The 25,912-nt window shown below is 65.0% G+C and carries 26 protein-coding genes, 1 other RNA gene and 1 pseudogene; 16 read left to right on the forward strand and 12 right to left on the reverse strand.

The window, feature by feature from the left end:
• Positions 1-153 precede the first annotated feature (153 nt).
• Positions 154-581, reverse strand: an RNA gene (gene rnpB / locus HCZ97_RS13710) — RNase P RNA component class A.
• A 181-nt stretch (positions 582-762) separates the two neighbouring features.
• On the opposite strand from rnpB, the gene HCZ97_RS13715 reads away from it, so the two are divergent.
• From HCZ97_RS13715 to HCZ97_RS13770, 12 genes are all read left to right on the forward strand, one after another.
• Complete coding sequence (locus HCZ97_RS13715; RefSeq protein ID WP_167689282.1) at positions 763-1,218, forward strand: universal stress protein; 456 nt, start codon at positions 763-765, stop codon at positions 1,216-1,218.
• Between the two features lie 172 nt (positions 1,219-1,390).
• Positions 1,391-2,200: a hypothetical protein gene (locus HCZ97_RS13720; protein ID WP_167689283.1), complete on the forward strand. Its 810-nt coding sequence runs from the start codon at positions 1,391-1,393 to the stop codon at positions 2,198-2,200.
• 228 nt (positions 2,201-2,428) lie between these two features.
• Complete coding sequence (locus HCZ97_RS13725; RefSeq protein ID WP_167689284.1) at positions 2,429-2,995, forward strand: NifU family protein; 567 nt, start codon at positions 2,429-2,431, stop codon at positions 2,993-2,995.
• Positions 2,996-3,158: 163 nt separating this feature from the next.
• Positions 3,159-3,770, forward strand: coding sequence for a tRNA (adenosine(37)-N6)-threonylcarbamoyltransferase complex dimerization subunit type 1 TsaB (gene tsaB / locus HCZ97_RS13730; RefSeq protein ID WP_167689285.1), 612 nt, complete (start codon positions 3,159-3,161; stop codon positions 3,768-3,770).
• Positions 3,767-4,189 carry a GNAT family N-acetyltransferase gene (locus HCZ97_RS13735; RefSeq protein ID WP_167689286.1) on the forward strand — a complete coding sequence of 141 codons (423 nt, stop codon included), beginning with the start codon at positions 3,767-3,769 and terminating at the stop codon, positions 4,187-4,189. Before tsaB ends, HCZ97_RS13735 begins: the two co-directional genes overlap by 4 nt.
• 142 nt (positions 4,190-4,331) lie before the next feature.
• Entirely contained in the window at positions 4,332-5,339 is a 1,008-nt protein-coding gene (locus HCZ97_RS13740; protein WP_167689287.1) for a BMP family protein, read from the forward strand.
• Between the two features lie 175 nt (positions 5,340-5,514).
• Positions 5,515-7,113 (forward strand): ABC transporter ATP-binding protein, encoded by a 1,599-nt coding sequence (locus HCZ97_RS13745; RefSeq protein WP_167689288.1) that lies wholly within the window; start codon positions 5,515-5,517, stop codon positions 7,111-7,113.
• The gene (locus HCZ97_RS13750; RefSeq protein WP_167689289.1) at positions 7,106-8,200 is read left to right on the forward strand and encodes an ABC transporter permease; all 1,095 of its coding nucleotides are present in this window, start codon (positions 7,106-7,108) and stop codon (positions 8,198-8,200) included. The genes HCZ97_RS13745 and HCZ97_RS13750 overlap by 8 nt, the downstream gene beginning before the upstream one ends.
• Complete coding sequence (locus HCZ97_RS13755) at positions 8,200-8,832, forward strand: LysE family translocator (protein ID WP_167689290.1); 633 nt, start codon at positions 8,200-8,202, stop codon at positions 8,830-8,832. The genes HCZ97_RS13750 and HCZ97_RS13755 overlap by 1 nt, the downstream gene beginning before the upstream one ends.
• A 3-nt stretch (positions 8,833-8,835) precedes the next feature.
• On the forward strand, positions 8,836-9,798 hold the full coding sequence (locus tag HCZ97_RS13760; protein WP_167689291.1) for an ABC transporter permease: 963 nt from the start codon (positions 8,836-8,838) through the stop codon (positions 9,796-9,798).
• A 155-nt stretch (positions 9,799-9,953) separates the two neighbouring features.
• The gene (locus HCZ97_RS13765; RefSeq protein WP_167689292.1) at positions 9,954-10,865 is read left to right on the forward strand and encodes a sulfite exporter TauE/SafE family protein; all 912 of its coding nucleotides are present in this window, start codon (positions 9,954-9,956) and stop codon (positions 10,863-10,865) included.
• Entirely contained in the window at positions 10,862-11,662 is an 801-nt protein-coding gene (locus HCZ97_RS13770) for a TIGR02186 family protein (RefSeq protein ID WP_167689293.1), read from the forward strand. The genes HCZ97_RS13765 and HCZ97_RS13770 overlap by 4 nt, the downstream gene beginning before the upstream one ends.
• 120 nt (positions 11,663-11,782) lie before the next feature.
• Here the strand turns inward: HCZ97_RS13770 and HCZ97_RS13775 are convergent, their stop codons facing one another.
• The 7 genes from HCZ97_RS13775 to HCZ97_RS13805 all read right to left on the reverse strand — a co-directional run bounded on the left by HCZ97_RS13775 (position 11,783) and on the right by HCZ97_RS13805 (position 17,307).
• Positions 11,783-12,664 carry a lysophospholipid acyltransferase family protein gene (locus HCZ97_RS13775; RefSeq protein ID WP_167689294.1) on the reverse strand — a complete coding sequence of 294 codons (882 nt, stop codon included), beginning with the start codon at positions 12,662-12,664 and terminating at the stop codon, positions 11,783-11,785.
• A 94-nt stretch (positions 12,665-12,758) separates the two neighbouring features.
• A complete protein-coding gene (locus tag HCZ97_RS13780; RefSeq protein WP_167689295.1) occupies positions 12,759-13,037 on the reverse strand; it encodes an HPr family phosphocarrier protein in 279 nt (92 codons plus the stop codon).
• Between the two features lie 5 nt (positions 13,038-13,042).
• Positions 13,043-13,435 carry a PTS sugar transporter subunit IIA gene (locus tag HCZ97_RS13785; protein ID WP_167689296.1) on the reverse strand — a complete coding sequence of 131 codons (393 nt, stop codon included), beginning with the start codon at positions 13,433-13,435 and terminating at the stop codon, positions 13,043-13,045.
• Positions 13,436-13,467: 32 nt separating this feature from the next.
• Positions 13,468-14,352, reverse strand: a complete 885-nt coding sequence (gene rapZ / locus HCZ97_RS13790; RefSeq protein WP_254871533.1) for an RNase adapter RapZ — start codon at positions 14,350-14,352, stop codon at positions 13,468-13,470.
• Between the two features lie 70 nt (positions 14,353-14,422).
• Positions 14,423-14,848, reverse strand: a complete 426-nt coding sequence (locus HCZ97_RS13795) for an HPr kinase/phosphorylase (protein ID WP_368484377.1) — start codon at positions 14,846-14,848, stop codon at positions 14,423-14,425.
• Complete coding sequence (locus HCZ97_RS13800; protein WP_254871534.1) at positions 14,845-16,581, reverse strand: ATP-binding protein; 1,737 nt, start codon at positions 16,579-16,581, stop codon at positions 14,845-14,847. The genes HCZ97_RS13795 and HCZ97_RS13800 overlap by 4 nt, the downstream gene beginning before the upstream one ends.
• A 24-nt stretch (positions 16,582-16,605) precedes the next feature.
• Positions 16,606-17,307, reverse strand: coding sequence for a response regulator transcription factor (locus HCZ97_RS13805; RefSeq protein WP_167689299.1), 702 nt, complete (start codon positions 17,305-17,307; stop codon positions 16,606-16,608).
• 355 nt (positions 17,308-17,662) lie between these two features.
• Here HCZ97_RS13805 and HCZ97_RS13810 point away from each other — a divergent pair, with 355 nt between their 5' ends.
• Both HCZ97_RS13810 and HCZ97_RS13815 read left to right on the forward strand, forming a co-directional pair.
• Positions 17,663-19,261, forward strand: a complete 1,599-nt coding sequence (locus tag HCZ97_RS13810) for a phosphoenolpyruvate carboxykinase (protein ID WP_167689300.1) — start codon at positions 17,663-17,665, stop codon at positions 19,259-19,261.
• A gap of 259 nt (positions 19,262-19,520) precedes the next feature.
• Positions 19,521-20,048 (forward strand): DUF3859 domain-containing protein, encoded by a 528-nt coding sequence (locus HCZ97_RS13815; protein WP_167689301.1) that lies wholly within the window; start codon positions 19,521-19,523, stop codon positions 20,046-20,048.
• A gap of 15 nt (positions 20,049-20,063) precedes the next feature.
• Here HCZ97_RS13815 and HCZ97_RS13820 read toward each other — a convergent pair whose 3' ends face one another.
• A complete protein-coding gene (locus tag HCZ97_RS13820; RefSeq protein ID WP_167689302.1) occupies positions 20,064-20,840 on the reverse strand; it encodes a sulfite exporter TauE/SafE family protein in 777 nt (258 codons plus the stop codon).
• Between the two features lie 142 nt (positions 20,841-20,982).
• Here HCZ97_RS13820 and HCZ97_RS13825 point away from each other — a divergent pair, with 142 nt between their 5' ends.
• Positions 20,983-22,683, forward strand: coding sequence for an acyl-CoA dehydrogenase family protein (locus HCZ97_RS13825; RefSeq protein WP_167689303.1), 1,701 nt, complete (start codon positions 20,983-20,985; stop codon positions 22,681-22,683).
• A 182-nt stretch (positions 22,684-22,865) separates the two neighbouring features.
• Positions 22,866-23,942 (forward strand): Hint domain-containing protein, encoded by a 1,077-nt coding sequence (locus HCZ97_RS13830; protein ID WP_167689304.1) that lies wholly within the window; start codon positions 22,866-22,868, stop codon positions 23,940-23,942.
• Positions 23,943-23,998: 56 nt separating this feature from the next.
• Here HCZ97_RS13830 and HCZ97_RS13835 read toward each other — a convergent pair whose 3' ends face one another.
• The 3 genes and pseudogenes from HCZ97_RS13835 to HCZ97_RS13845 form a co-directional block, all read right to left on the reverse strand.
• Positions 23,999-24,553, reverse strand: a complete 555-nt coding sequence (locus HCZ97_RS13835; RefSeq protein WP_167689305.1) for a fasciclin domain-containing protein — start codon at positions 24,551-24,553, stop codon at positions 23,999-24,001.
• 176 nt (positions 24,554-24,729) lie between these two features.
• Positions 24,730-25,602: an amidohydrolase family protein gene (locus HCZ97_RS13840; protein WP_167689306.1), complete on the reverse strand. Its 873-nt coding sequence runs from the start codon at positions 25,600-25,602 to the stop codon at positions 24,730-24,732.
• Between the two features lie 10 nt (positions 25,603-25,612).
• Positions 25,613-25,912 (reverse strand): annotated as a pseudogene (locus HCZ97_RS13845) (feruloyl-CoA synthetase); the annotation flags it as partial.

The following is a 25,912-nucleotide window of genomic DNA, read 5'->3' on the forward strand; positions in this document are numbered from 1 at the left end:
GGGCTGAGCGCCCTTTGGCCGATGCAGGCAGGGCGCGCAGGCGGGTTCCCACCAACGCGTTCGAAAATAGCGAAATTCTCGCCCCAAAACGGGGTCTGAGCCCCGTCCGGGCCTGGGCCCGGCCGACCGGGGCCAGATGGAAACAGATGAAAGACGCGCGGAGGGCCTGTAAGCCGGATTTTGTTCCCCGGCCCGTCTCCGGAACCGGTTCGATGACCATTCGTCTGGACACAGGGTTACCCCTGCGCCTCTAGCTGCCAACCCGGATCTCCGGGCCAAGGCGGCCCTGCGGCGACTGCGCCCGAAGGTGCGGACCCGCGTGAGATCCCTATTCGGCATTGCTCCCGGTGGGGCTTGCCATGCCGGTCCGGTTACCCGTCCCGCGGTGCGCTCTTACCGCACCGTTTCACCCTTACCCTGACCGTTCTTGCGAACCTGGCCCCAATGGGGCCGATCAGGGCGGTCTGTTCTCTGTGGCGCTATCCCTGGGGTTGCCCCCGCCGGGCGTTACCCGGCACCGTTGCCTTGTGGAGTCCGGACTTTCCTCGGATCGCAAGACCCGCGGCCATCCGGCCCTCCGCGCGAAAGCCCCTGTAGCCCGGCCCGGCCCTGCCGGTCAATCGCCCCTTTGCCCGGCCGCGTCATCCCCTGCCACTTTCGCCCGGAACAGGCCGCGATCCATTGCCCGGCCCCGGCACGCGCCTTTACCGTTGCCCGTGACGTGGCTTTGCGTCATCATCCTGATCCGAAGGAAGGGACGCCATGCGCAAGTTTCTCGTCATCCTGGATGACAGCCGCGAATGCCTGAACGCCATGCGCTTTGCCGCCATGCGCGCCGCGCATTCAAAAGGGGGGGTCGCGATCCTGTCGATCATCCCGCCCGAAGAATTCAACCACTGGATCGGTGTCGGTGACATCATGCGCGCCGAGGCGCGCGAACGCATCGAAGCCCATTTCGAGGTTTTCGCGAAATGGATGCGCGACCGCCAGGGGATCGAGCCTGAGCTGGTGATCCGCGAAGGCGAACCCTATGAGCAGATCCTGACCCAGATCCGTGAAGACCCCGAGATCGGCGTGCTGGTGCTGGGGGCTGCCGCCAACAAGTCCGGCCCCGGCCCGCTGGTCAGCCACATGAGCCGCAATGCCGGCTCCCTGCCCGTGCCGGTGACCATCGTGCCGGAAGACCTGTCCAAGGAACGGCTGGAAGCGATCACCTGATCGCCTCCGCCCCCGGCGGCCCCAAGGCCCCTCACCGCAGGCGCATCAGATCATTCCAAGACTGGCAAGACCCTCAGACTGGCAGGCCCCTTTACGCAGGGGCAGGCTTCCCGCATGGGTTTCCCCTGCGTAGACTTCCGGTGCCCCCCTCCCTGATCAGGATCGGTTCGCCATGACACGCCTTCGCCCCCTGGCCCTCTCGCTTGCCCTTGCCCTGCCGCTGCTCAGCCAGGCCATCCCCGGACAGGCCGCCACCGGCTATTCCCAGGGCGAAGCGCCCTTCAGCGCCGACGGGCTCTCTTCAGAAGAGATCCTCCAGCTGGAATATGCCCTGCTGCTGACGGGCCACTTCAGCCGCACCCCCGATGGCACATGGTCAGAGCCAGAGGACCGCGCGCTGAAAGCCTATGCCGAAGACGCGCGCGGCATTCCCACGCCCTCGCTCCTCGACATCGTCGAAGGCAAGGCCGAAAAGGTCGTGCCCACCAACCGCGAAGCCGGGACGGTGCTGTGGGATTACGTCACCGAATGGGACGGCAACGGCTGGGCGGACAAGTATTACGGCCAGATCGACAAGACGATCTCGACCCCGCTGGACCTGATCCCGCCCTATGACCCGGATCGGGAGGTCGCCGCCCAGCTGGACAGCGCGCCGATCAACATGCTGCTGGTGGGGCTGGCCGATGACGGCTCCTGGCACGACTGGCTGCTCGAGGTCCGCGATCCGCTCTACACCGGGCACGATGAAACCGCGAACGGCGAACGGGTGACCAGTGGCCGCGCGCTGGAGCGCTACAACTATTACCACTCCTTCCCGGACCCCGATGCGCCGGGCAGCAACCTGCTGCTGGTGCTGGCCGCGGATGACGCCAACAGGGGCCGCGCCTTTCTGATGGCCTTCGGGATGCGCGACGGCAGCCAGCCCGTGCCCGCGCTGCCCGCGGACGGCCCCCTGCATGAGCTGATCGACCTGGCGCAGTGACCCGATGCCAGTCTGGGACCAGTCAGCGGGGCGCTCTTGCCCCACCCAGCGCACGCGGCCTTAACTTAATGCGCCCTTAACCTGTCGCGCGCTGCGCACCGACGTAATACCGACGTGATACCGATGTATTACAGACGCGATACCGACGGCCTGATTTAGAATCGTTCCAATTCTTGACAGATTGGCTGCGAAAGCGCATATCGGAGGCCAGACAGAAAGGGTCCGCAGATGTTCATCCAGACCGAATCCACTCCGAACCCCGCAACGCTCAAGTTCCTGCCCGGCCAGACCGTGCTGGACGCCGGCACCGCGGATTTCCCCACCCCCGACGCGGGTGAAAAATCCCCGCTGGCCAAGCGGTTGTTCTCCGTGGACGGTGTGACCGGCGTCTTCTTCGGCACCGATTTCGTCACCGTCACCAAGGCGGATTCGATCGAATGGGACCACCTGAAACCGGCCCTGCTGGGCGCGATCATGGAACACTTCCAGTCCGGTGCCCCGGTCATGGAAGAAGGCGGGCCCGCCCCGGCCTCCGGCCATGCGGATCACGACGGCCCCGACGGCGCAATCGTGACGCAAATCAAGGAGTTGCTTGATACCCGCGTGCGTCCCGCCGTGGCCCAGGATGGCGGTGACATCACCTTCCACGGCTTTGATCGCGGCATCGTCTACCTCTACATGCAGGGCGCCTGCGCCGGCTGCCCCTCTTCCACGCTGACGCTGAAGATGGGGATCGAGAACCTGCTGCGCCACTACATCCCCGAGGTGACGGAAGTCCGCCCCGTCGCGGTCTGACGCCTCCGCCTGAGACATCGCAAAGACCCTCTCCGGCCCGCTTGCGGGCCGGTGTCATTCCGGGCCCCTGCCCAAGCTCCCCTGCCCCGTTTGCGGTCTTCGGGATCTGAACGGCAGGGCCAAGAACAAAGGCCCGTCAGGGCATTTCGGAAAGCTGTGACGGATGAACACTCCCCGGATCCTGGCCTTTGACACCTCCGGCCACTGGTGCGCCGCCGCGCTGCTTTCCGGGGCAGAGATCCTTGACCAACGCTTTGATTCCATGGCCAAAGGTCAGGCCGAACACTTGGTTCCCCTGCTTGAAGGGATGCTGGCCGATGCGGGCATGACCTGGGCCGACCTGACCGCGCTGGCGGTGGGGACGGGGCCGGGAAACTTCACCGGGCTGCGCATCTCCGTCTCGCTGGCACGCGGGCTGGCGCTTGGCCTCGGCATCCCGGCGATCGGCGTCACCGGCTTTGAAAGCCTGGTCCTTGATGCGCCCCGTCCGGCGCTGGCAACCCTGCCCGCCCCGCGCGACCAGCTCTATGGCCAGCTCTGGACCCACGAGGGCCCGGGGGCAGCGCAACTCTTCCCCGCGGGGAACATTCCGCCTGACCTCACCCGGCCCGGCATGGCGCTGCTGGGCGCCGCAGAGGGCGCGCAGAACCCCGCGCCGGCCATCGCCCGCGTCGCCGCCACCCGGCAAGGCGACGCCCCCGCGCCGGCCCCCTTCTACCTGCGTCCCGCCGATGCCGCGCCGCCCCGCGATGCCCCGCCCCGGATCATCCCGTGAGCGACTGGACTCCGCAGTCCCTGGCCCGGCTCCATGCCGCCTGTTTCATCACGCCCCGCCCCTGGAGCGCGGATGAATTTGCCTCTCTGCTTGGCGAAGACGCCTCTTTTCTCATCACCCGCCCCCAGGGCATCCTCCTGGGGCGCTGCGTGCTGGATGAGGCCGAAGTGCTGACAATCGCCGTCGATCCCGCCGCCCGGCGGCAGGGAATCGGGCTGGCGCTCCTGGCCGATTTCGCCCGCCAGGCCTTTGAGAAAGGGGCCGAATCCGCTTTTCTGGAGGTCGCGGCAGACAATCTGGCCGCCCGCGCGCTCTATACCGGGGCCGGTTATATCACCGCCGGACGGCGCCCGCGGTATTACCGCACACCCGATGGTGGCTTGATCGACGCTGAAATCATGTGCAAACAACTTGGGTGACCCTGCGGGACGGAAGGTAATTCTCTACCAATTGGTCAATGAACGCTATTGACCACCGCAAGGCGCTTTGCCCTAAACTACCCCGATCCGAAAGCATGAAGGCCGCGGGCGAAAAAACCGGCCGAGCAACTGGGAGAGACGAATGACCCTCACTACCAAATTTCTGAGTGCCTCCGCCGCCGCGCTGGCCCTGACCGCCGGCATGGCTGCCGCGGAACCCGCGCTGATCTATGACCTGGGCGGCAAGTTCGACAAGTCGTTCAACGAAGCGGCCTTCGTCGGCGCGTCCCGCTGGGCGGCCGAAACCGGCGGCGAGTTCAAGGACATCGAGCTGACATCCGAAGCCCAGCGTGAACAGGCGCTGCGTCGCTTCGCAGAGCAGGGCTTCAGCCCGGTCATCACCACCGGCTTCTCCTTCTCCACCCCGATCGCGAACATCGCGGCCGATTATCCGGAAACCAAGTTCGTCACCATCGACGGCTGGGTCGACCCGGAAGCCAACCCCAACGTGCTTTCCGTGGGCTTCTCCGAACATGAAGGCTCCTACCTGGTCGGCATGATCGCGGGCCTGGCCTCTGAAACCGGCACCGTTTCCTTCGTGGGCGGCATGGACATCCCGCTGATCCGCAAGTTCGCCTGCGGCTACGCCCAGGGCGCCAAGGCCGTGAACGAGGATATCACCGTCATCTCCAACATGGTCGGCACCGATCCGACCGCCTGGACCGACAGCGTGAAGGGCTCTGAGCTCGCCTCGGCCCAGATCTCGCAAGGCTCCGACGTGATCTTCGCCGCAGCCGGCGCTTCCGGCCTCGGCTCCCTGCAGACCGCAGCGGACCAGGGCGTCTACTCCATCGGCGTGGACAGCAACCAGAACTACCTGCACCCGGGCTCCGTGCTGACCTCCATGCTCAAGCGCGTGGACAACGCCGTCTATGACGCCATGGTCGCCGGCGATGACCTGGAAACCGGTGCGGTCGTCAAGGACTTGTCCAACCGCGGCGTCGGCTTCGCGCTGGATGGCTTCAACGAGCAGCTGATCCCCTTCACCACCCTTTCGGAAGTCTACGCCGCAGCGGCAGAGATCGAATCCGGTGAGCTGTCGGTGCATGATTACACCTCCGACGATTCCTGCCCGGCTCTGAACTTCTGATCCGGAACGGCGGGGCCTTAGGGCCCCGCCTGCCCTTCCAGGGGGTCAACCAACCAGGGGTCACTTCCTGCGCAGGGACAGCGTGGCGCGCGGTCCCTGTTTCTGTTTGACCCTCTCCGCCATTGGCGCATAAGCCATTGTCCCCAAGAACATTCGTATCCACGGAACGCCATCCATGACAGATACCGCCCCCGCCATCGAACTGAAGGGAATCTCCAAGGCCTTCGGTCCGGTCCAGGCGAACAAGGACATCTCGATTCGCGTCATGCCGGGAACCATCCACGGCATCATCGGTGAGAACGGGGCGGGCAAGTCGACCCTCATGTCCATCCTCTACGGCTTCTACAAGGCCGACGCCGGCGAGATCTGGATCAACGGCCGCAAGACCGCGATCCATGACAGCCAGGATGCCATTGCCGCCGGGATCGGCATGGTCTTCCAGCACTTCAAGCTGGTGGAGAACTTCTCGGTCGTGGAGAACGTGATCCTGGGGGCCGAAGACGGCGCCTTCCTGCGCCCCTCCATTTCCAAGGCTCGCAAGTCCCTGAAACAGCTTGCGGAAGAATACGAGATGCACGTCGACCCCGATGCGCTGATCGAGGCGCTATCGGTCGGGCACCAGCAGCGGGTCGAGATCCTCAAGGCGCTCTACCGCGAAGCCAACATCCTGATCCTGGACGAGCCCACCGGGGTGCTGACCCCGGCAGAGGCCGACCACCTGTTCCGGATCCTCGACAACCTCCGCAAGGAGGGCAAGACCGTCATCCTGATCACCCACAAGCTGCGTGAGATCATGGAGATCACCGATACCGTCTCCGTCATGCGGCGTGGTGAGATGACCGCGACGGTGAAGACAGCGGAAACCAGCCCCGAACAGCTGGCAGAGCTGATGGTGGGCCGCAAGGTGCTGCTGCGCGTGGACAAGGTGCCCGCGACCCCCGGCAAGACCGTCCTGTCGGTCAAGGACCTGCGGGTCACGGACGACAAGGGCGTGGAACGGGTCAAGGGCGTCTCCTTCGACATCCGCGCCGGAGAGATCCTTGGCATCGCCGGCGTGGCCGGCAACGGCCAGTCAGAGGTGATGCATGTGCTGGGCGGCATCATGGAAGGCACCGGCGAGATCACCATGAACGGCGCGCCCATCGCCCTGTCTGGCAGCGGCTCTGACGGGGCGGCCCGGCGCGAGGCGCTGATCGCCCATGTGCCCGAAGACCGCCAGCGCGAAGGCCTGATCATGGATTTCGCTGCCTGGGAGAACTCCGTTTTCGGCTATCACCGCGACCCGAAATGGCAAAGCGGCCCGCTGATGAACAACGCGCTGATCCAGAAGGAAGCCGCAGGCGCCATGGAACGCTTCGACGTGCGCCCCCCGGATCCGAACCTTTCTGCGAAAAGCTTCTCTGGCGGGAACCAGCAGAAGATCGTCCTGGCGCGGGAGATCGAGCGCAACCCCGACCTGCTGCTGGTGGGCCAGCCTACGCGCGGCGTGGACATCGGCGCGATCGAATTCATCCACCAGGAAATCGTGCGCCTGCGCGACCTTGGCAAGGCGATCCTGCTGGTCTCTGTCGAGCTGGACGAGATCATGTCGCTCTCTGACCGGATCGCCGTCATGTTCGACGGCCAGATCATGGGCTTCCGCAATCCCGCGGAAACAGACGAACGCGAACTGGGCCTGCTGATGGCAGGTATCGCCGGGGATCCCGGCAAGGAAGACTGGAAGGCCGTGGAAGAAAACATGACGGCAAAGCAAGGGGACAAACAGAATGGATAAGATGCCGGCCTGGGCCGATGTGGTCCTGATTCCCCTGATCTCGCTCTTCCTGGCCGCCGTGCTCTCGGCCATCGCGATCCTGGCGATCGGCGAAGACCCGGTAGAGGCCTTCACCCTGATGGTGGACGGCGCGCTGATGCGCTCTGCCGGCTGGGGCTACACGCTGTATTACGCCACCAACTTCATCTTCACCGGCCTCGCAGTCTCCGTCGCCTTCCACGCCAAGCTCTTCAACATCGGCGGCGAAGGCCAGGCGGTCATCGGCTCGCTCGGCGTGGCGCTCTGCTGCCTGTTCATCCCCTGGCCGCACTGGTCCATGGCCCTTATCGGGTCGACCGTGGCGGCGGGTCTTTTCGGGGCGGCCTGGGCCTTTATCCCGGCCTACCTCCAGGCGGCGCGCGGCAGCCACATCGTGATCACCACGATCATGTTCAACTTCATCGCCTCCGCGCTGCTGAACTACCTGCTGGTGAACAAGCTCAAGCCCGTCGGCGCGATGGAGCCCGCCTCTGCCACCTTCCCCGAGGCCACGCAGCTGCCCACCTTCCAGTCGATGTTCTCCAGCGCGGACAACATCCTGTTCCGTGGCTCACCGGCCAATATCACCTTCTTCCTGGCGCTCATCGCCTGCCTGCTGGTCTGGCTGCTGATCTGGCGCACCAAGCTGGGCTATGAGATCCGCTCGCAGGGGCATTCGGAAAGCGGCGCGAAATACGCCGGGATCTCTCCCTTCCGGATCATCGTGATCGCCATGCTGATCTCCGGCGCGCTGGCCGGGATGATGGGCATCAACACCACCCAGGGCGAGGCAGAGCGCCTGATCCTGAACTCCGCCGAAGGCGCGGGCTTCATCGGGATCGCCGTGGCGCTGATGGGGCGCAACCACCCCTTCGGCGTGCTGCTGGCCTCCCTGCTGTTCGGCTTCCTCTACCAGGGCGGGGCGGAACTGGCCCTCTGGACCTCCATCCCGCGTGAGCTGATCGTGGTGATCCAAGCGCTGGTGATCCTGTTCACCGGGGCGCTGGACAACATGGTGCGCTGGCCGCTGGAGCGCGTCTTCATCGCCCTGCGCCGGAAGGAGGGCTGATGGAAGATCTCATCGCCCATCTGCCGCGCATCCTTGCGGCCTATTCGATCCTGCTGGTGGCGGCGATCTCTCCCGGTCCGGCCGTGGCCTTCCTGCTGGGCATCAGCGCCACACGCGGGCGCGGCGCGGCCCTGACGGCCACCACCGGCATCGCCTTCGGCTCCACCACCATCAACCTTCTGACCATGCTGGGCGTCGGCCTGCTGCTGGCCCAGGCCGCCTGGGCGATGGAGGTGCTGCGCATCGCCGGGGCCGCCTACCTGCTGTGGCTGGCCTACGGGGCCTTCCGCCGCGCGGCGCATCCGCCCGCGCTGACCCCCGCCGCCCTGCCCGGCGGCTCTGCCCGTCTGTTTGCCGCCGGCTGGCTCATGCAGGCCACCAACCCCAAGGCCATCGCCTTCTGGCTGGCCATCGCCGCCATCGGCGCAACCGAGGGCGCAGGTCCGCTGACCTATGCCGTCTTCTTCACCGGCGCTTTCGCCATGTCCTTCGTCTGTCACGCGGCCTGGGCGCTGCTGCTTTCGGCCGCTCCGGTCCGTTCCGCCTATGTGGCCGGCCGTCGCTGGATCGAAGGCGCGCTCGGCACCTTCTTCTGCTTTGCCGCCTGGAAAATTGCCGTATCGGAGAACTGATCCATGGATTTCGCTACCCTCCTCCAGGTCCTCGATTCGACTGTCCGCCTGGGCACGCCCCTGCTGCTGATGTGCCTAGCGGGGCTGTTTTCCGAACGCGCTGGGATCGTCGACATCGGGCTTGAGGGCAAGGCCCTTGCCGCCGCCTTCTTCTCTGCCTCCATGGCCTATTATTCCGGTTCCGTCTGGGTCGGGCTGCTGGCCGGCATCGTCGCCTCCATCATCTTCTCGCTGATCCACGGGCTGGCCTCCATCACCTTCCGGGGCAACCAGCTGATTTCCGGGGTGGCACTGAACTTCCTCGCCTCGGGGCTGACGGTCCTGGTGGCGCAAAGCTGGTTCCAGCAGGGCGGCCGGACCCCCGCGCTTGGCGACGTGCGGTTCCATGACATCACCCTGCCCTTCGCAGAGGCGCTGCGCGACGTTCCCGTCATCGGGCCGATCTATTACGACCTGATCTCCGGCCATTCGGTGCTGGTCTATGTCGCCTTCCTGATGGTGCCGGTGACCTGGTGGGTGCTCTACCGCACCCGCTTCGGCCTGCGCCTGCGCGCCGTGGGGGAAAACCCCGCCGCCGTGGACACCGCCGGGATTTCCGTGGTGCGGCTGCGCTACAGCGCGATCCTGATCGCGGGCGTGCTCTGCGGGCTGGCGGGCAGCTACCTGGCCACCGCGCTGCAAGCCGGCTTCGTCCGCGAGATGACCGCAGGCCGGGGCTACATCGCCCTGGCAGCGCTGATCTTTGCCAAGTGGCGGCCCTGGTACGCGCTGTCGGCCACTATGCTCTTCGGGCTGCTGCAGGCCGTGGCGCTGCGCTACCAGAACATCGACCTGGGCTTCATGGTCATCCCGGTGCAGTTCATGTCCGCCCTGCCCTACATCCTGACCATCATCATCCTGGCCGGCTTCGTAGGGGCCGCCGTGCCGCCCCGCGCCGGCGGACAGCCCTACGTCAAGGAACGTTAGAAGCCGAAAAGCCGCAGTTGCGCATCTGAAAGCCCGCCGGCCCTGCCGCGCGGGCTTTTTGCATGGACCGCTCCGCTCCGGACAAATACTGCCGGTGGGGCAGGTCAGCGGCAGCATTTCATTGCCCGGTAACAGACGAACGGCTAGGAAAAGATATGCAGATCTATCTCCCGATCGCCGAGGTTTCGGTCAATGCCTTCCTCCTTCTGGGGCTGGGCGGTCTTGTCGGAATCCTTTCCGGCATGTTCGGCGTCGGCGGAGGCTTCCTGATCACGCCCCTGCTCTTCTTCATCGGCATCCCGCCGGCCGTCGCCGTGGCCACCTCTGCCAACCAGATCGTCGCTTCCTCCGTCTCCGGGCTTTTCGCGCATCTCAAGCGAAAGAACGTCGACCTCAAGATGGGAGGGATATTGCAGATCGGCGGCATACTGGGGGCCGCGCTTGGCGTGGCCGTCTTCAACTGGCTGAAGCAACTGGGCCAGGTCGATCTGCTGGTGAACCTTTGCTACGTGGTCTTCCTGGGCGCCATCGGCGCGCTGATGTTCGTGGAAAGCATCAACGCCATCCGCCGCGCCGGCAAATCCGTGCCCGTCAAGAAGCGCAGCCAGCGGGGCTGGGTGCATATCCTGCCCTTCAAGATGCGCTTCCGGACCTCGGGCCTGTATATCTCTGTCATTCCGCCGCTGCTGGTGGGCTTCGCCGTCGGCGTGCTCTCGGCCATCATGGGCGTGGGGGGCGGCTTCATCATGGTGCCCGCCATGATCTACATCCTGCACATGCCCACCAAGGTGGTGATCGGGACCTCGCTGTTCCAGATCATCTTCGTGGCGGCCTTCACCACCTTCCTTCACGCGGTCACCTTCCAGACGGTCGACGTGGCGCTGGCGCTGTTCCTGCTGCTTGGCGGGGTGATCGGGGCCCAGTTCGGCACCCGCATCGGCGCCAAGCTGAAGGCAGAGCAGCTGCGCATCCTGCTGGCCATCCTGGTGCTGGCGGTCTGCGGCAAGCTGGCGCTGGACCTCTTCCTGCGCCCGGCCGAGATCTACGCGGTGGAGGAGCTGAAATGAGCCGCCTCGCGCCCCTCTGCCGGACGGCCCTCTGCCTTGCCAGCCTCTGCCTGGTGCTGCTGCTCCTGCCGCTGACGGCGCGGGCCCAAGATGAAGAGGTCGTGCTGGGGCTGAGCCAGAACCGCGTCTCCATCACCACGGATTTCAACGGGTCAGAGATCCTGATCTTCGGAGCGATCAAGCGCGCCGGCCCGCCCTCGCCCGAGCCGCTTGAGGTGATCGTCTCTGTCCAGGGGCCCATCAAGCCGGTGACGGTGCTGCGCAAGGACCGTGTGGCCGGGATCTGGGTCAACACCGACAAGGTGATCATCCGCTCCGCGCCCAGCTTCTACGCCGTGGCGACCTCCAGCCCGCTTGCCGACAGCCTGAGCGCGACAGAGGACCTGCGCCACCGGGTCTCCATCCCGCGGGCCATCCGCGCCGTGATCTCGGATGAGAACGTCACGGACGAGGACAATTTCGTCAACGCGCTGATCCGCATCAAGGAAGCCGACGGCACCTTCCAGCTGCTTGAAGACAGCGTGCGCTTTGATGAGCAGACCCTGTTCAGCACCCGTGTCGCCCTGCCCTCGAACCTGACCGTCGGGATTTACGAGGTCGATGTCTACCTGACCCGCGAGGGCGCTGTTGTCAGCAACTACACCACTGCCCTGAAGGTCGGTAAGGTCGGGCTGGAACAATGGCTGTACACGCTGGCCAACGATCATGCCTGGGCCTATGCGATCATGGCGATCTTCATCGCGGTGCTCTCCGGCTGGCTCGCGTCAGAGGCCTTCCGCCTGCTGCGCCGCCAGTAAAAGCAAACGGCACCGGGTCAATTGGCCCGGGCACGCAGGCGCGTGTCTGTCTATCGGAAAAAACCCGGCAAGGCCGCCCAGGCGGTGCGCTCTTCAGCTAGGATACTGCGGGAAAGGCCCTCAGGCCTGAAGGCCCAGCGTATGCTCACGCAGCCAGGCCATGAAGCCGCGCGGATCGGACTTCAGCCGTTCCATCGCCTCATCGCCAACAGGATGGCCGATAATCGGCGCCTGGGGCGCGTTCAGGCTGTGCACGATCTCATGCAGCAGCAGGCCCTGGCGCAGGGTGGCAGAGACCCGGTTGGCCATCTGGTACCAGCGCGAATTGGCCCCGGTGAAGTGGATCGGCACGACCCGCGCGCCGGAGCGGCGGATCATCTGGCCGGTGAAGACGTTCCACTCGGCCTCGATCGCGGGGCCGAACATCGTCTTGGACGCTGCCACCACGCCAGAGGGGAAGAGCGCCACGATGCCGCCCTCCTTGAGGTGGGCCATGGCCTTGGCCCGCATCTCGACCATCTTGCGCTGTGCTTCGGGGTCATGCGGGAAGGGCACCGGGATCATGTAGCTGGAGGCGACCTCGTCGATGCCGGTCAGAACAGACCGCGTCAGGATCTTGTAATCCAGGCGGCGGCGGCCGATCAGCTCTGCCAGGATCATGCCGTCGACCATGCCATGGGGGTGGTTGGCCACCACCACGACGGGGCCATCCAGCGGGATACGTTCCAGCTGGGCCTGCGGGGTCTCGACGGGAATACCCATCACGTCCAGGCAGGCCTTCCAGAAGGCCTGGCCCTGGGGCGCGCCTTGTTTCTCGAACTTGCGGATCAGCCGCAGGATCGTCAGCTTGCCCGTCATCCACTCCATTGTGCGGATGAAGTTGCGCTGCACGGGGTCGTCGAAGGTGTTGGAATAGGTCAGCGAACGGCGGTCATACTTGTTGTACGTGACCGGCTCGCTCTTCGCGCGGCCTGCACGGGTGGTTTGCGAGCTGTCTACCAAAGGACCGTCACCTGTCGTTTTCCACGCCCGCGAAGGGCGCTTCAGTTCCAAGGATCCGCCGACTGTTCTTCAGCCTGAGCGGCAGAGGGTCACGCTACATGTCCTCGCCGAAACGGTTGGAGACAAGGGTTTGCAGCGCATCCGCAAGAGCCTCCGCGTCGGGACCGGAGGTTTCGATCTCAATAGAGCTTCCCTTGGCCGCTGCCAACATCAAAAGCCCCATGATGCTGTCGCCGGTGGTGGACATGCCGTCGCGGCTGACCTCGGCCTGGGCGTCGAAACCTTCAACCACTTCAACGAATTTCGCCGATGCGCGGGCATGCAGCCCCTTTTCGTTGACGATGGTCAACGTCCTCGACACGGCGTCCCGCATGGTCTTCAGCCTCCGCTCAGGTTCCGACTGTCGATGTACTTGCGCCCTGCCTCCGTGGCGACGCGAACAGCCTCCGGCAGAGACTTATGACGCGACTTGGCCAGCTTGATCAAGGCCGGAAGGTTGACGCCATACAGAATCCGCCGGTCATCGGGCCGACAGGCCAGCAGGCTGAGGTTGCTGGGCGAGCCGCCGAACATGTCGGTCACCACCACCACGCCCTGGCCCTGGTCCACCTCGTCCGCGGCCTTGCAGATCTCGCGTTCCTTTTCCGCACGGTCGACAGTCGCCCCGATGGAAATCGCGCGCAGGCCCGGCTGGAGCCCGACGACGTGCTCTACAGCGGCCTTGTATTCATTGGCCAGCCCGCCATGGGCCACGATGACTATTCCGATCAATGCCGGGTTTCCCTCAGCTTGCGGGGCGAAGGTCATGCCTCCCCTCCGCTGGCCTTGCGCCGTTCCTGTTCACGGTGCCTAATTGCCACTTGCCAGCCTGCCTCCGCAAGGGCCTGGCCCAGCCTTTCGGCCAAAGTGACGGAACGATGCTGACCGCCGGTACAACCGAAGCCGATGGCCAGATGCGCCTTACCTTCGTCAATATAGGCAGGAAGCAGGGTCAATGTTAGGTCCGTGACCTTTTCAAGGAAGGGGGTAAAGCGCGGATCCGCGGCCACATGGGCCTGAACGGCAGGGTCCATGCCCGTCAGGCCGCGCAGCTCCGGCTGCCAATAGGGGTTCTGCAGGAAGCGCACATCGAAGACCATGTCGATGCCGCGCGGCAGGCCCCGCTTGTAGGAAAACGAATGGATGGACACGGCCAGCCCCCGCCCGTCGGGCGCGGCGAACAGCCGGTCGACCTCGGTGCGCAGGTCATGAACCGTCATCTCGGAGGTATCGACCAGCACGTCGGCCCGGTCCCGGATCGGCCCCAGCAGATCGAACTCCCGTGCGATCCCGTCCTCGGGCGTCTCTTCCGGGGCCAGCGGATGCCGGCGGCGGGTCTCTGAAAAGCGGCGGGACAGGACATCAGCGCGGCAATCCAGGTAGAGCAGCTCTACCGGGTTGCCCTGCATCTGGCCCAGGCTGTCCAGGCAATCCATCAGCGCCACGGTCGAAAAGTCCCGGTTCCGCGTGTCGATCCCCAGCACCAGCGGCCGCCGCAGGGGCGGGCCGTCCAGGAGACGGGGCAAGAGGGACAGCGGCAGGTTGTCGATCGCCTCGAAGCCCAGGTCCTCCATCACGCGGATCGCGGTGGAGCGGCCGGCACCGGACGGTCCCGTCACAAGGACGAGCCGGGCGGTCTGGCTGGGCATGTCGGGTCCGTTGGGCATATGTGCCGATATTTTAGGTACGGGAAGGTGGATGACCACACGCCTGGCGTGTCTATGCGAATCGTCCTTCCCGCAGATATTGCAGAATCGCCGCAGGGAATGCGGCCGTGCCAGTATTGTGAAGCAATGGTAAAGAAACCCCCAGCAAAAAGCTGCTGCGCTGCGGCGGAAGGCGTTCACTTTCGCGCTGGTCCAGGTCGACGCAAAGGGTGACCCGCGCGCCCGCCAAGGCGCGGGCGTTCAGGATGCCGACCCCTCGTGCCTCAATCTTGCCGACGATGGTCTGCGGCGCGCTGGCCCAGAGCGCCGCGCCCTCCTGGCGCAGGTCCACACGGTCATCCGCGACCAGCTGCGCGCCCCGCGCCATGAGCTCAAGCGCCAGAGAGGACTTGCCGCTGCCGGAGGCCCCAAGGATCAGGACCGCGCGGTCCGGATCCAGCGCAACGCAACTGGCATGCAGCCCCTGCCGCGCGCTCACAGCGGCAATCCCACGACGAAGCGCGCGCCCAGCGGCGCCGAGGTTACATCGGCATCCGTGGGGCGGATGTTCTCTGCCCATATAACGCCGCCATGGGCCTCCACGATCTGCTTGCTGATCGCCAGCCCCAGGCCGGAGTTGTTGCCGAAATCCCCCTCCGGGCGGTGTGAATAGAAGCGGGTGAAGATCTTTGACAGGGCCTCGTCCGGGATGCCGGGGCCGGTGTCTTCGACCACCAGCAGAACCCGGTTCTCGCGGCGGCGCACCCAGACCCGGATCGCATCCCCCTTCTGGCAGAAGCTGATCGCATTGGTCACCAGGTTGACGAAGACCTGCGCCAGCCGCGGCTCAAGCCCGCGCAGGCGGATCGCGTCCTTCGGCAAGTCCGTGAACAGGTCGATCCCCCGTTCCGAGGCCTGGTCCCCCAGGTGGTCGCCCAGCTGGCGCACAAGGGCCAGCAGGTCGAATTCCTCTTCCTCTTCGCGCACCAGCTCGCTGTCCAGCCGCGATGCGTTAGAGATATCGCTGACCAGCCGGTCCAGCCGGCGCACGTCGTGGTCGATCACGTCCAGCAGCTTTTCCTGCTGATCGGCGCGCTTTGCCAAACGCAGCGCCCCCACGGCAGAGCGCAGGGAGGCCAGGGGGTTCTTCACCTCATGGGCCACATCGGCCGCGAATTGCTCGTTTGAATCGATGCGGTCGTAGAGCGCATCCACCATGCCCCTAAGCGCGCCGGAGAGATCGCCGATCTCATCTCCGCGCCGCGTCAGGTCCGGAATGCGCACACGCCCCGGCGCCACCGGGCGCACCCCGCGGTTGCGCACACCCAGCTCCACCGCCGCGACCAGCTCCGCCAGCGGCCCTGCGATGGTCGATGCCAGGACGAAGCTCAGCAGGATCGACACCACTGTCGCGACCAGAAAAATGCGCAGGATCCGCTCCCGTTCGGCCCGAAATGCGGCATCACCGTCGGAAACGGGACCAGAGACCGCCACCGCCAGCCCCTCTCCCGTGAGGATGGGGGCAAGTGCTGTGAAAACCCCGCCCTCTGTCTCTCTCGAAAGGGTTTTCTGCGGTCCGCGCGCCGCAAGATCCCCCATCAGGATCCGGGCCTCTGCCAGAGGATCGGGTGCTGTCTGGGCGGTGGCATTGGGCCAGAGCGCGCCAAGCCCCTTGCCCAGGGCGCGCAGACCGTCCGTCAGCCCGGTCGTGCCCGCCGGGTCGTCGCCTCGCGGTCGCGTCTGTCGCTGCGCCAGGACCTCTCCGTCCCGGCCCAGCACGGCGAGCAGCTCTCCGGCATGAAGGTCCAGCCCCGCAAGATCCAGCTCTCCGCTCGAGGCCAGGCGCGCGCCCAGCACCTCCGCGATCAGCCGGGTCTCCAGCCGGATCGAGCGGCGGTGTTCCTCAAGCAGCTTTTCACGGGGCGCGCCGAAGAACAGGATCCCCGCCGCCAGGATGTTCAGCGCCACCAGGTTGAACAGCACGATCTTCCAGGTCAGCTTCGAGCGGCGCAACCTCCACCCCTTGGAGGACAGACGCGACCAGCGCCCCCCCGGCCCCGGATCATCGGCAAGGTCAGTGCCCGAGCCGGGCCCCATGCCCGCGCCCGCCTTCATGCCTGCCCCGGTCTTCCCTGCCCCGGTCTTCTCGCGCGTTTTTTCCGGCACCGCCTGCGCCACCCTGTCACCCGGTTCGGTCAATTCTGCTCCGGCAAGGGAGACGTCCTTGCGCATTGGGTTCCTTTCGCGCAGGCGCGCTTAATCCTCGTTATACTTGTAGCCGATACCATACAGCGTTTCGATCGCCGCAAAATCCGGGTCCACCACCCGCAGCTTCTTTCGCAAGCGCTTGATGTGGCTGTCGATGGTGCGGTCATCCACGTAGACCTGATCGTCATAGGCCACGTCCATCAGCTGGTCGCGCGTCTTCACGAAGCCGGGCCGTTCGGCCAGCGCGTGAAGCAGCATGAATTCCGTGACGGTCAGCGTGACCCCCTCGCCCTTCCAGGTCACGACATGGCGCAGCGGGTCCATCCGCAGGGGGCCGCATTCCAGCACCTGCGTGTCCTCGCCTTCGGGCACATCGGCGCCCGCGACCGCTTCGACACGGCGCAGCAGCGACCGGATGCGGGCCACCAGAAGGCGCTGACTGAAGGGCTTCTTCACGTAATCGTCCGCCCCCATGCGCAGGCCCAGCACCTCGTCGATCTCATCATCCTTGGAGGTCAGGAAGATCACCGGCATCTGGCTTTTCTGGCGCAGGCGCTGCAACAGGTCCATCCCGTCCATGCGCGGCATCTTGATGTCCAGCACGGCCATGTCCGGCATTGCCCGGTCAAAGGCGGCCAGGGCGGCGGGCCCGTCAGAGTATGTTTCCACCTCGAACCCCTCTGCCTCCAGCGTCATGGCAACAGAGGTCAGGATATTCCGATCATCGTCCACCAGGGCGATCTTGGGCATCTCGGGCTTCCTTCTGGGGCGCGCAGGCCCAGGGCTTGCCCACAGTATTTGGTTTTCCGCCCATGCAGGCAACGACTTACGCCGAATCGGTTTTGGCGCTAAAACCAATGTGGCGAAAATGTCTTAGCCCGGCCTGAATTCCGCCTTGGTCGCAGACGCTTCGCGCAACAATCCGCAAGTGGTTGCGCTAAACCGAAAATGGTTGCGCTAACCTCCGAGGCCGCGCTGTTCACAGTCAGATCAAGCGTGTTAAGAGCGCCCATATCGAGGCCTACTGCCCCGGTTCCGGGCCCCCACCGCGTCGTCCCGGAAAAGGAGGACTGCCGCAAACGGAGCGGCTACAGGAGTTTGACTAATGGCATTTGGACGGGTGAACCCGCATTTCCGGCTCGAGGATCAAGGCATCGAGGGTCTGGGCGATGTCTATTACAACCTTATGGAGCCCGCACTGATCGAAGCCGCTCTGAAGCGTGACGAAGGTACGCTTGGCAAGGGTGGCACGTTCCTGGTCACGACGGGCAAATACACGGGCCGGTCCCCCAAGGACAAACATGTCGTCAATACGCCGGATGTGGCAGATCACATCTGGTGGGAGAACAATGCCGAAATGTCGCCGGAGGGCTTCGATGCGCTCCATGCCGACATGCTCGCGCACATGAAGGGCAAGGATTATTTCGTCCAGGACCTCGTGGGTGGCGCGGACCCGGCCTATGCGATCAACGTGCGCGTGGTCTCCGAACTGGCCTGGCACAACCTTTTCATCCGCCACCTGCTGCGCCGTCCCGATCGTGACGCGCTGATGGATTACGTGGCCGATTTCACCATCATCAACTGCCCCAGCTTCAAGGCGGATCCCGAAAAGCACGACTGCCGTTCCGATACGGTGATCGCGCTGAACTTCGCAAAGAAGACCATCCTGATCGGCGGCACCGAATACGCCGGCGAGAACAAGAAATCCGTCTTCACCCTGCTCAACTACATCCTTCCGGAAAAGGGCGTCATGCCGATGCACTGCTCCGCGAACCATGCCAAGGGCAACCCGGTGGACACGGCGATCTTCTTCGGCCTGTCGGGCACCGGCAAGACCACGCTGTCTGCCGATCCCTCCCGCGTGCTCATCGGGGATGACGAACACGGCTGGTCCGATCGCGGCACCTTCAACTTCGAAGGCGGCTGCTACGCCAAGACGATCAACCTTTCCGCCGAGGCAGAGCCGGAAATCTACGCGACCTGCTCCATGTTCGGCACCGTGATCGAGAACATGGTCTTCGACGAAGAGACCTATGACCTCGACTTCAAGGACAGCTCGCTGACAGAGAACATGCGCTGCGCCTACCCGCTGGAGTATATCTCCAACGCGTCGGACACCGCGCTTGGCGGCCACCCCAAGAACATCATCTTGCTGACCTGCGACGCCTATGGCGTGCTGCCGCCGATCAGCCGGCTGACCCCGGCGCAGGCGATGTACCACTTCCTGTCGGGCTTCACCTCGAAGACCCCGGGCACGGAGCGTGGTGTCGTGGAACCGCTGCCGACTTTCTCCACCTGCTTCGGCGCGCCCTTCATGCCGCGTCGGCCCGAGGCCTACGGCAAGCTGCTGCAGGAAAAGATCGCCAAGCACGGCGCAACCTGCTGGCTGGTGAACACCGGCTGGACCGGCGGCGCCTTCGGCACCGGCTCGCGGATGCCGATCCGCGCAACCCGCGCCCTGCTGACCGCCGCGCTGGACGGCTCCCTGAACGAGGCGGAGTTCCGCAAGGATCCGAACTTCGGCTTCGAGGTTCCGGTCTCCGTCCCCGGCGTGGCCGACGTGCTGCTGGACCCGCGCAAGACCTGGGCGGACGAGGGCGAATACGATGCCCAGGCCGCCAAGCTGGTCTCGATGTTCTCCGAGAACTTCGAACAATACCTGCCGCATATCGATGAAGACGTGAAAGCCGCCGCGATCGGCTGACCCCTGCGGCCCGGCACCGCCCGGGCGCAACAGAGATCACCAGGCTTCAGACGCCCCGCCCTGACCGGCGGGGCGTTGTCATATTTAACAAAGCGTTGCTTGACCCAAGGGGCCGAAGGACGCATCTACAGAGGCACAGGCCGGGAAACCGGCCGCGACCGGCCCGGGATCAGGAATGCCCCGGCCCCTGTCGCACTCTGGGGAGGTTACGTTCGCAATGGTTTTCGACGCGAAACTTCGGATCGCGATGGCAGGCGTCATGCTTGCCGCACCCCCGGCCCTTGCCGAGGTGAAGACCCCTGCCGTCCCCCAGCATGATTTCGTCCGCGCGCCCGTCCAGATGGAAGAGGCCGGCATCTACTGCCCGATGGACAACCTTGGCACGGCCCCTGCGCCGCAGACCGAAAGCGGCTACATCCTTCTGATGGAAGGCGACCAGCGCGTCGCTGTGCATGACCGCCTGGTCCCCGCCCAGCTGGGCATCTCCTTCGGCGTCAGGATCCGCTTGGCGCCCGGCACCCCTGCGGATGGCTACCGGATGGTCGTGAAACACCCCGCCTACGGGCCCAGCGACATGACCATGCAAAGCTGGGATCCCAATATCGGCACCGGCTGGGGCGTGCGCAGCTTCCAGTTCGAATATGATAGAGAGCTCCAGCCCGGCCTCTGGTCGATGGAGCTTTACAAGGAAGACACGCTGATGATGCGCCAGAGCTTCCAGGTGGTCCCCCCCGCGCAAGCGCCGGACGCCATCGATATCTGCTTCGGAAACACCTTCATTTCCTGACCGCCCACAGGCGGCTCAGCCAAAGCGCAGCGCCGCCTGCCAGATCAGCGAAATCCCCGCGACCAGCAGCACCACCAGCGTCGCCCGGCGGAAGGCGCGCTGGTCGATGCGGTCCTGCACCTTGAAGCCGATCCACATGCCCGCCAGAGCCACCGGCACCATGATCAGCGAAAACGGCAGCGTCTCTGCCCGCAGGACGCCAGAGCCGATATGGGCCCCGAACAGCGCGACAGACCCCAGCCCGTAGATCACGCCCTGAAGCTGCACCTGCTCCTTCTTGGGGGTCTCCATGGCGGTCAGATAGGCCACGGTCGGCGGCCCCCAGACACCGGAAAAGCCCCCCACCAGCCCCGCCAGCAGGGCCACGCCCACCTCGACCCGCCGCGGCGGCGGAGAGCCCAGGCGCAGTGGATAGCCCAGCAGCTGGCTGAGCGCGAACAGTAGGATCGGCAGGCCGATCAGCGCCTGCATCAGCCAGCCCGGCATCAGGTTCACCGCCTGGGCAGAGACGATCAGCGCCAGGAAGGCCACGGACAGGAAGACGCGGAACCGCGTGATGGCCGCCCAGGCCCCGCGCCATCCCTGGCGCAAGGCCTGCCAGACATTGGTGCACAGCGTGGGCAGGATCAGCCCGGCCAGCGCCCATTCCGGCCCCACGATCAGCCCCAGGCCAGAGACCATGATCATCGGCATGGCGAATCCCACCATGCCTTTCACAACGCCGGCCAGCAGGGCCACCGCGAAACAGGCAACAAGGGCCATCAGGCCGAGATCGGGGAAAAGAGCGTCCATCACAACTGCTTACACCGGGGCCGCCCGAACCCACAGGAGAAAACGGATGCGAAATAAAAGATCATTTGACAGGTTGTATTGGGTAAATATATTACGCTGCAACTGCGAAGTGGCGCTGCAGCGAAAAAGGGATAGGATGATCATGGCACATGACGGACAGGAGCTGAGCTTGGACCAGGCTGCAGGCATGACGGCACTTCTTCCCGATCTCCTGGAACTGACGGCAGAGGCCCTCGGCCCCGTGGATTTCCTGCTTGAGACGGCCCGTGACGATGTCCGTCAGCGCGTCGAACGCGATGGCCGCGTCTCTGCCCGGGCGGTCGAGGCAGAGCAGAGCGCGACCCACGGCCTTGCCTGGCTGGCCACCTATGTCTATGCGCTCAAGCAGATGCAGAACTGGGCAGAGAAACTTTCTGCCGAAGGGAAGTTCGGCGAGATCGAGCGGCTGATCCACCAGATCGCCTTCGGGGAATACCTTGCCCAGATCCATGGCGGCATCCCGATGTCCCAGAACGAGATCCTGCGCCCGCAGGACATGGGCCTGACCCGGGTGCAACTGGCCCATACCTCCAACACCGCGATGGCGACCCTCTGCGAGAAGGGCAACAACCAGGCCGCCCGCAGCCGCCTGGCAGAGCTGATCGTGGAACGCCAGGGCCTGTCCAGCTACGGCGCCACCGGCCTGGACGAAGAGCTTGAGATGATCCGCGATCAGTTCAGCCGCTACGCCCAGGACAAGATCGCGCCCCATGCCCATGACTGGCACCTGAAGGATGAGCTGATCCCGATGGAAGTCATCCACGAGCTGGCGGAAATGGGCGTTTTCGGCCTGACCATCCCGGAGGATTTCGGCGGCCTCGGCATGTCCAAGGCCTCCATGGTGGTGGTCTCAGAAGAGCTGTCGCGCGGCTACATCGGCGTGGGTTCCCTTGGCACCCGGTCTGAGATCGCGGCAGAGCTGATCCTTTGCGGTGGCACCGATGCGCAGAAAGAGAAATGGCTGCCCGGCCTCGCCTCCGGAGAGATCCTGCCAACGGCCGTCTTCACGGAGCCCAACACAGGCTCCGACCTGGCCAGCCTGCGCACCCGGGCGGTGAAGGGAGCGGATGGCGATTACAAGATCACCGGCAACAAGACCTGGATCACCCACGCTGCCCGCACCCATGTCATGACAGTGCTGGCCCGCACGGACGCCGAGAGCACGGATCACCGTGGTCTGTCGATGTTCCTGGCCGAAAAGACCCCCGGCACCGAGGAAGACCCCTTCCCCACCCCCGGCATGACCGGCGGTGAGATCGAGGTGCTCGGCTACCGGGGCATGAAGGAATACGAACTGGGCTTCGACGGCTTCCACGTGAAGGGTGAGAACCTGCTGGGCGGCGAAGAGGGCAAGGGCTTCAAGCAACTGATGCAGACCTTTGAAAGCGCCCGGATCCAGACCGCGGCGCGTGCCATCGGCGTGGCCCAGTCCGCCCTGGATGCCGGCCTGCAATATGCCCTGGATCGCAAGGCCTTCGGCGGGCCGCTGATGCAGTTCCCACGCGTGTCCGGCAAGCTGGCCATGATGGCAGTAGAGATCATGGTCGCCCGCCAGCTGACCTATTTTGCCGCCTGGGAAAAGGACAACGACCGCCGTTGCGATCTTGAGGCCGGGATGGCCAAGCTGCTGGCAGCCCGGATCGCCTGGAGCTGTGCCGACAACGCCCTGCAGATCCACGGCGGCAACGGATTTGCGCTGGAATACCCAGTCTCGCGCCTGCTTTGCGACGCGCGCATCCTGTCGATCTTCGAAGGGGCTGCGGAAATCCAGGCCCAGGTCATCGCCCGCCGTCTGCTCAGCTGACGCCATCGAAACAGGCATTGGACCGGTTGGCCGCCTTTTCCTGCGCTTGACGGCGCAAGCCGGCCTCGCAGTTGACTAGTCAAAACACTTACCGGCTGGAAAAAACTATTACTCTATAAACTCAACCAATAGGCTAGTCGCGGATCTGGCTCCCCAAGGGCAGCAGAACGCGGCGGATCACAATGGCGAGTTTTTTAGAGACATTTCGAACGATCATCGAAAACGGCATCGTGCAGGGCGATTCCCAGCTGGTGACCATGGCGCTTTATGGGGCCACGGAAACCATCGACCCCAGTGACGGCGCCGCGCTGCGCATCATCGATGACAACGGCAACGGCCTGATCGACCCCCGCGAATTCGCCGATGCGACGGTGAACCAGGGGATCGGCCTCAACCTTGGCGGGGACCAGCTGCTCTTTGACGGGGAACCGCCGCTCAACGACATGACCGGCAGGCTCTACAGCCCGGCGCCGGTCGCCGATGGCACGGATGTTTCGACCTACATCGACGAGCTGGACAAGAACTTCTCTCCCGTCGCCCCGGAAAGCGTGGAGACGCAGAACCCCTCCCAGACGCCCGGCACCGATCCGACCGATTCCGTCCCGCTCTGCTTCACGCGGGGGACAAGGATCCTGACCCCCCGTGGCCTGCGCCGGGTGGAGGAACTGCGCGCCGGGGATCTTGTCACGACGCAGGACAACGGCGCGCAGCCAATCCGCTGGATCGGCGGCAGCCGCTTTCACCCCTCTGCTCTGGCGCAACGGGAAACCCTGCGCCCGGTCCGCATCCAGGCCGGCGCCCTGGGTGAGGGCTATCCGGAACGCACGCTTGTCGTTTCACGCCAGCACAGGATGCTGATCCGCTCGCGCATTGCGGAACGCGTCTTCGGCTTCAAAGAGGTGCTGGTCGCGGCCCATATGCTGACCGCCCTGCCCGGCATCACGCTTTGCGGTGCTTCGCGGCCGGTTGAATATTACCACCTGCTGCTGGACCGGCATGAGATCGTCTTTGCCGAGGGCGCCCCGACAGAGACGCTTCTGACAGGCACCCAGGCGATGGAGGCCATGTCGCCACGCAACCGCGCGGAAATCCGGTCTGCTCTGCTGGCGGCAACCGGTGCGGAAACCCACGCCGGTTCGGCCCGCCCGCTGGCCACCGGGCACAAGGCCCGCCGGATGGTCGAACGTCACCGCTGCAACCAGAAGCCCGTCTTCCTGGCCCGCTCGGACCGCCCGGCCATGAAACGCGCCTTGGGCTGACGCGAAAGGGCCGCCCCGAAGGACGGCCCTGACACGACACCATTGAGGAAAGGCGCTCAGCCCGCCTGGCCAGCCGGCAGCAGGACGCGGTCGATCACGTGCACCACGCCGTTGGCCTGATCCACATCCGCCGTGGTCACGGTGGCGATGCGGCCGTTCTCATCCTTCAGCTTCAGCTCTCCGCCTTCCATGTAGGCGTCCAGCATGCAGCCGCCGACCGTGGGCACCACGTGCATGCCGCCATCATCCGCGATCATGCCGGCGATATCGGTCGAAAAGGCCTCGGTCGCGACCACGTGGCAGGTCAGGATCTCTTGCAGCTGGGCCTTGTTCTCTTCCATCAGCAGCTGCTGAAGCGAGGCTTCGGAGATCATGCCGAAGGCGCCATCGGTGGGGGCGAAGACGGTGAAGGGGCCGTCGCTCATCAGCGTGTCCACAAGGCCAGCGGCCTTCACGGCGGCGACAAGCGTGGACAGGTTGGGCGCCGCGCTCGCGTTTTCGGCGATGGTCTTTTCCGCGAGCATCGGCGCGCCGCCGACAGTGGGGTTGGCGGCCATGGCAACGGTTCCAGTGGCGGCAATTGCGGCAGTCAGGGCAAGTTTCTTGAACATCATATCCTCCGAGTTTTGTTCGGCGGGCCGTCTGACCCGCTATGCCAGAACCCACGGAGCCCCACCCGGAAGAGTTTCACCGCAAAAAGGATTTTTCTTCAAAGGCCGGTTCGGGGGGCTGCCGGCCCCGTCACCCGAACAGGCTCAGGCCCGGCAAAGCCGGGCCCGAAACCGCATCACGCCATGCCCAGAAGCCGGGCCGCATTGCCCTTGATGATATCGGGGCGCAGCTCATCCTTGATCGCGATCTTCTCGAAATCGGACAGCCAGCGCTCCGGGGTGATCATCGGCCAGTCAGAGCCGAACAGAACCTTCTTCTTCAGGATCGAATTGCAGTATTTCACCAGGATCTCCGGGAAGTACTTGGGCGACCAGCCGGAGAGGTCGATGTAGCAATTTGGCTTGTGCTGGGCCACGGCCAGCGCCTCTTCCTGCCAGGGGAAAGAGGGGTGGGCCATGATGATCTTCAGGTCCGGGAAATCCACCGCCACATCGTCGATGTACATCGGGTTGGAATACTTCAGCCGCATCCCGTTGCCCCCGGGCATGCCGGAGCCAACGCCGGTCTGCCCGGTGTGGAACAGCGCGATGCCGCCTTCGGCCTCGATCGCCTCGTAAAGCGCATAGGCCATGCGGTCATTGGGATAGAAGCCCTGCATGGTGGGGTGGAACTTGAAACCCTTGATGCCGAACTCACGCATCATCCGCCGCGCTTCCCGCACGCCCATCTTGCCCTTCCAGGGGTCGATGGAGGCAAAGGGGATCAGCACATCGGCATTCTCCGCGGCGATCTGCGCGACCTCTTCGTTCTTGTAGCGCCGGTAGCCGGTCTCGCGCTCCGCATCCACGGGAAAGATCACCGCGGCGATGTTCTGTTCCCGGTAATGGGCTGCGGTTTCCTGGATCGTCGGCGGATGGGACCAGGGCGCGCGAAAGTACTTCGCCATCGTCGCCTGCAGGTCGTCATAGCCGTCATCCGCGTGGCAGCCGCAGGGCTCTTCCGCATGGGTGTGGATGTCGATCGCGCGGATCTTTTCAAGGTCGATCATGTCTGGCCCTTCAAACTTCGACGACGGCAGAGCCGCCCTTGTAAAGCAGGTCCACCAGGTCCGCCCGACGGGTCAGAACCTTGCGGATGTTAAGGTTACCCTTCGCGGTCATCTCGCCATCGGGGAGCGAGGGCGGCTCTGCCATGACCAGCGCCCGCCCGATGCGGGTAGAGCTGCCGGTGGCCCCAGCGGCCAGCGCGGCCAGCCTTTCGCGGATCGCGCCCAGCAGTTCGGGATCCTCGACGACCTCTCCAGTGGCACCGGCCGGGCCGACCGGCACAATCATCACGCCAAGTTCGTCACGGTCATG

This window comes from Pseudooceanicola sp. HF7, assembly GCF_011806405.1.
Lineage (GTDB): Bacteria > Pseudomonadota > Alphaproteobacteria > Rhodobacterales > Rhodobacteraceae > Pseudooceanicola.

Excerpts from the sequence above, each read along its gene's own strand:
- HCZ97_RS13805 (WP_167689299.1), bottom strand. The coding sequence starts at position 17,307 with ATGCCCAAGATCGCCCTGGTGGACGATGATCGGAATATCCTGACCTCT.
- HCZ97_RS13835 (WP_167689305.1), bottom strand. The coding sequence starts at position 24,553 with ATGTTCAAGAAACTTGCCCTGACTGCCGCAATTGCCGCCACTGGAACC.
- HCZ97_RS13740 (WP_167689287.1), top strand. The coding sequence starts at position 4,332 with ATGACCCTCACTACCAAATTTCTGAGTGCCTCCGCCGCCGCGCTGGCC.
- HCZ97_RS13840 (WP_167689306.1), bottom strand. The coding sequence starts at position 25,602 with ATGATCGACCTTGAAAAGATCCGCGCGATCGACATCCACACCCATGCG.
- HCZ97_RS13820 (WP_167689302.1), bottom strand. The coding sequence starts at position 20,840 with ATGGACGCTCTTTTCCCCGATCTCGGCCTGATGGCCCTTGTTGCCTGT.
- HCZ97_RS13830 (WP_167689304.1), top strand. The coding sequence starts at position 22,866 with ATGGCGAGTTTTTTAGAGACATTTCGAACGATCATCGAAAACGGCATC.
- HCZ97_RS13810 (WP_167689300.1), top strand. The coding sequence starts at position 17,663 with ATGGCATTTGGACGGGTGAACCCGCATTTCCGGCTCGAGGATCAAGGC.
- HCZ97_RS13750 (WP_167689289.1), top strand. The coding sequence starts at position 7,106 with ATGGATAAGATGCCGGCCTGGGCCGATGTGGTCCTGATTCCCCTGATC.
- HCZ97_RS13800 (WP_254871534.1), bottom strand. The coding sequence starts at position 16,581 with ATGCGCAAGGACGTCTCCCTTGCCGGAGCAGAATTGACCGAACCGGGT.
- HCZ97_RS13755 (WP_167689290.1), top strand. The coding sequence starts at position 8,200 with ATGGAAGATCTCATCGCCCATCTGCCGCGCATCCTTGCGGCCTATTCG.
- HCZ97_RS13745 (WP_167689288.1), top strand. The coding sequence starts at position 5,515 with ATGACAGATACCGCCCCCGCCATCGAACTGAAGGGAATCTCCAAGGCC.
- tsaB (WP_167689285.1), top strand. The coding sequence starts at position 3,159 with ATGAACACTCCCCGGATCCTGGCCTTTGACACCTCCGGCCACTGGTGC.
- HCZ97_RS13825 (WP_167689303.1), top strand. The coding sequence starts at position 20,983 with ATGGCACATGACGGACAGGAGCTGAGCTTGGACCAGGCTGCAGGCATG.
- rapZ (WP_254871533.1), bottom strand. The coding sequence starts at position 14,352 with ATGCCCAGCCAGACCGCCCGGCTCGTCCTTGTGACGGGACCGTCCGGT.
- HCZ97_RS13725 (WP_167689284.1), top strand. The coding sequence starts at position 2,429 with ATGTTCATCCAGACCGAATCCACTCCGAACCCCGCAACGCTCAAGTTC.
- HCZ97_RS13815 (WP_167689301.1), top strand. The coding sequence starts at position 19,521 with ATGCTTGCCGCACCCCCGGCCCTTGCCGAGGTGAAGACCCCTGCCGTC.
- HCZ97_RS13770 (WP_167689293.1), top strand. The coding sequence starts at position 10,862 with ATGAGCCGCCTCGCGCCCCTCTGCCGGACGGCCCTCTGCCTTGCCAGC.
- HCZ97_RS13765 (WP_167689292.1), top strand. The coding sequence starts at position 9,954 with ATGCAGATCTATCTCCCGATCGCCGAGGTTTCGGTCAATGCCTTCCTC.
- HCZ97_RS13720 (WP_167689283.1), top strand. The coding sequence starts at position 1,391 with ATGACACGCCTTCGCCCCCTGGCCCTCTCGCTTGCCCTTGCCCTGCCG.
- HCZ97_RS13780 (WP_167689295.1), bottom strand. The coding sequence starts at position 13,037 with ATGCGGGACGCCGTGTCGAGGACGTTGACCATCGTCAACGAAAAGGGG.
- HCZ97_RS13715 (WP_167689282.1), top strand. The coding sequence starts at position 763 with ATGCGCAAGTTTCTCGTCATCCTGGATGACAGCCGCGAATGCCTGAAC.
- HCZ97_RS13760 (WP_167689291.1), top strand. The coding sequence starts at position 8,836 with ATGGATTTCGCTACCCTCCTCCAGGTCCTCGATTCGACTGTCCGCCTG.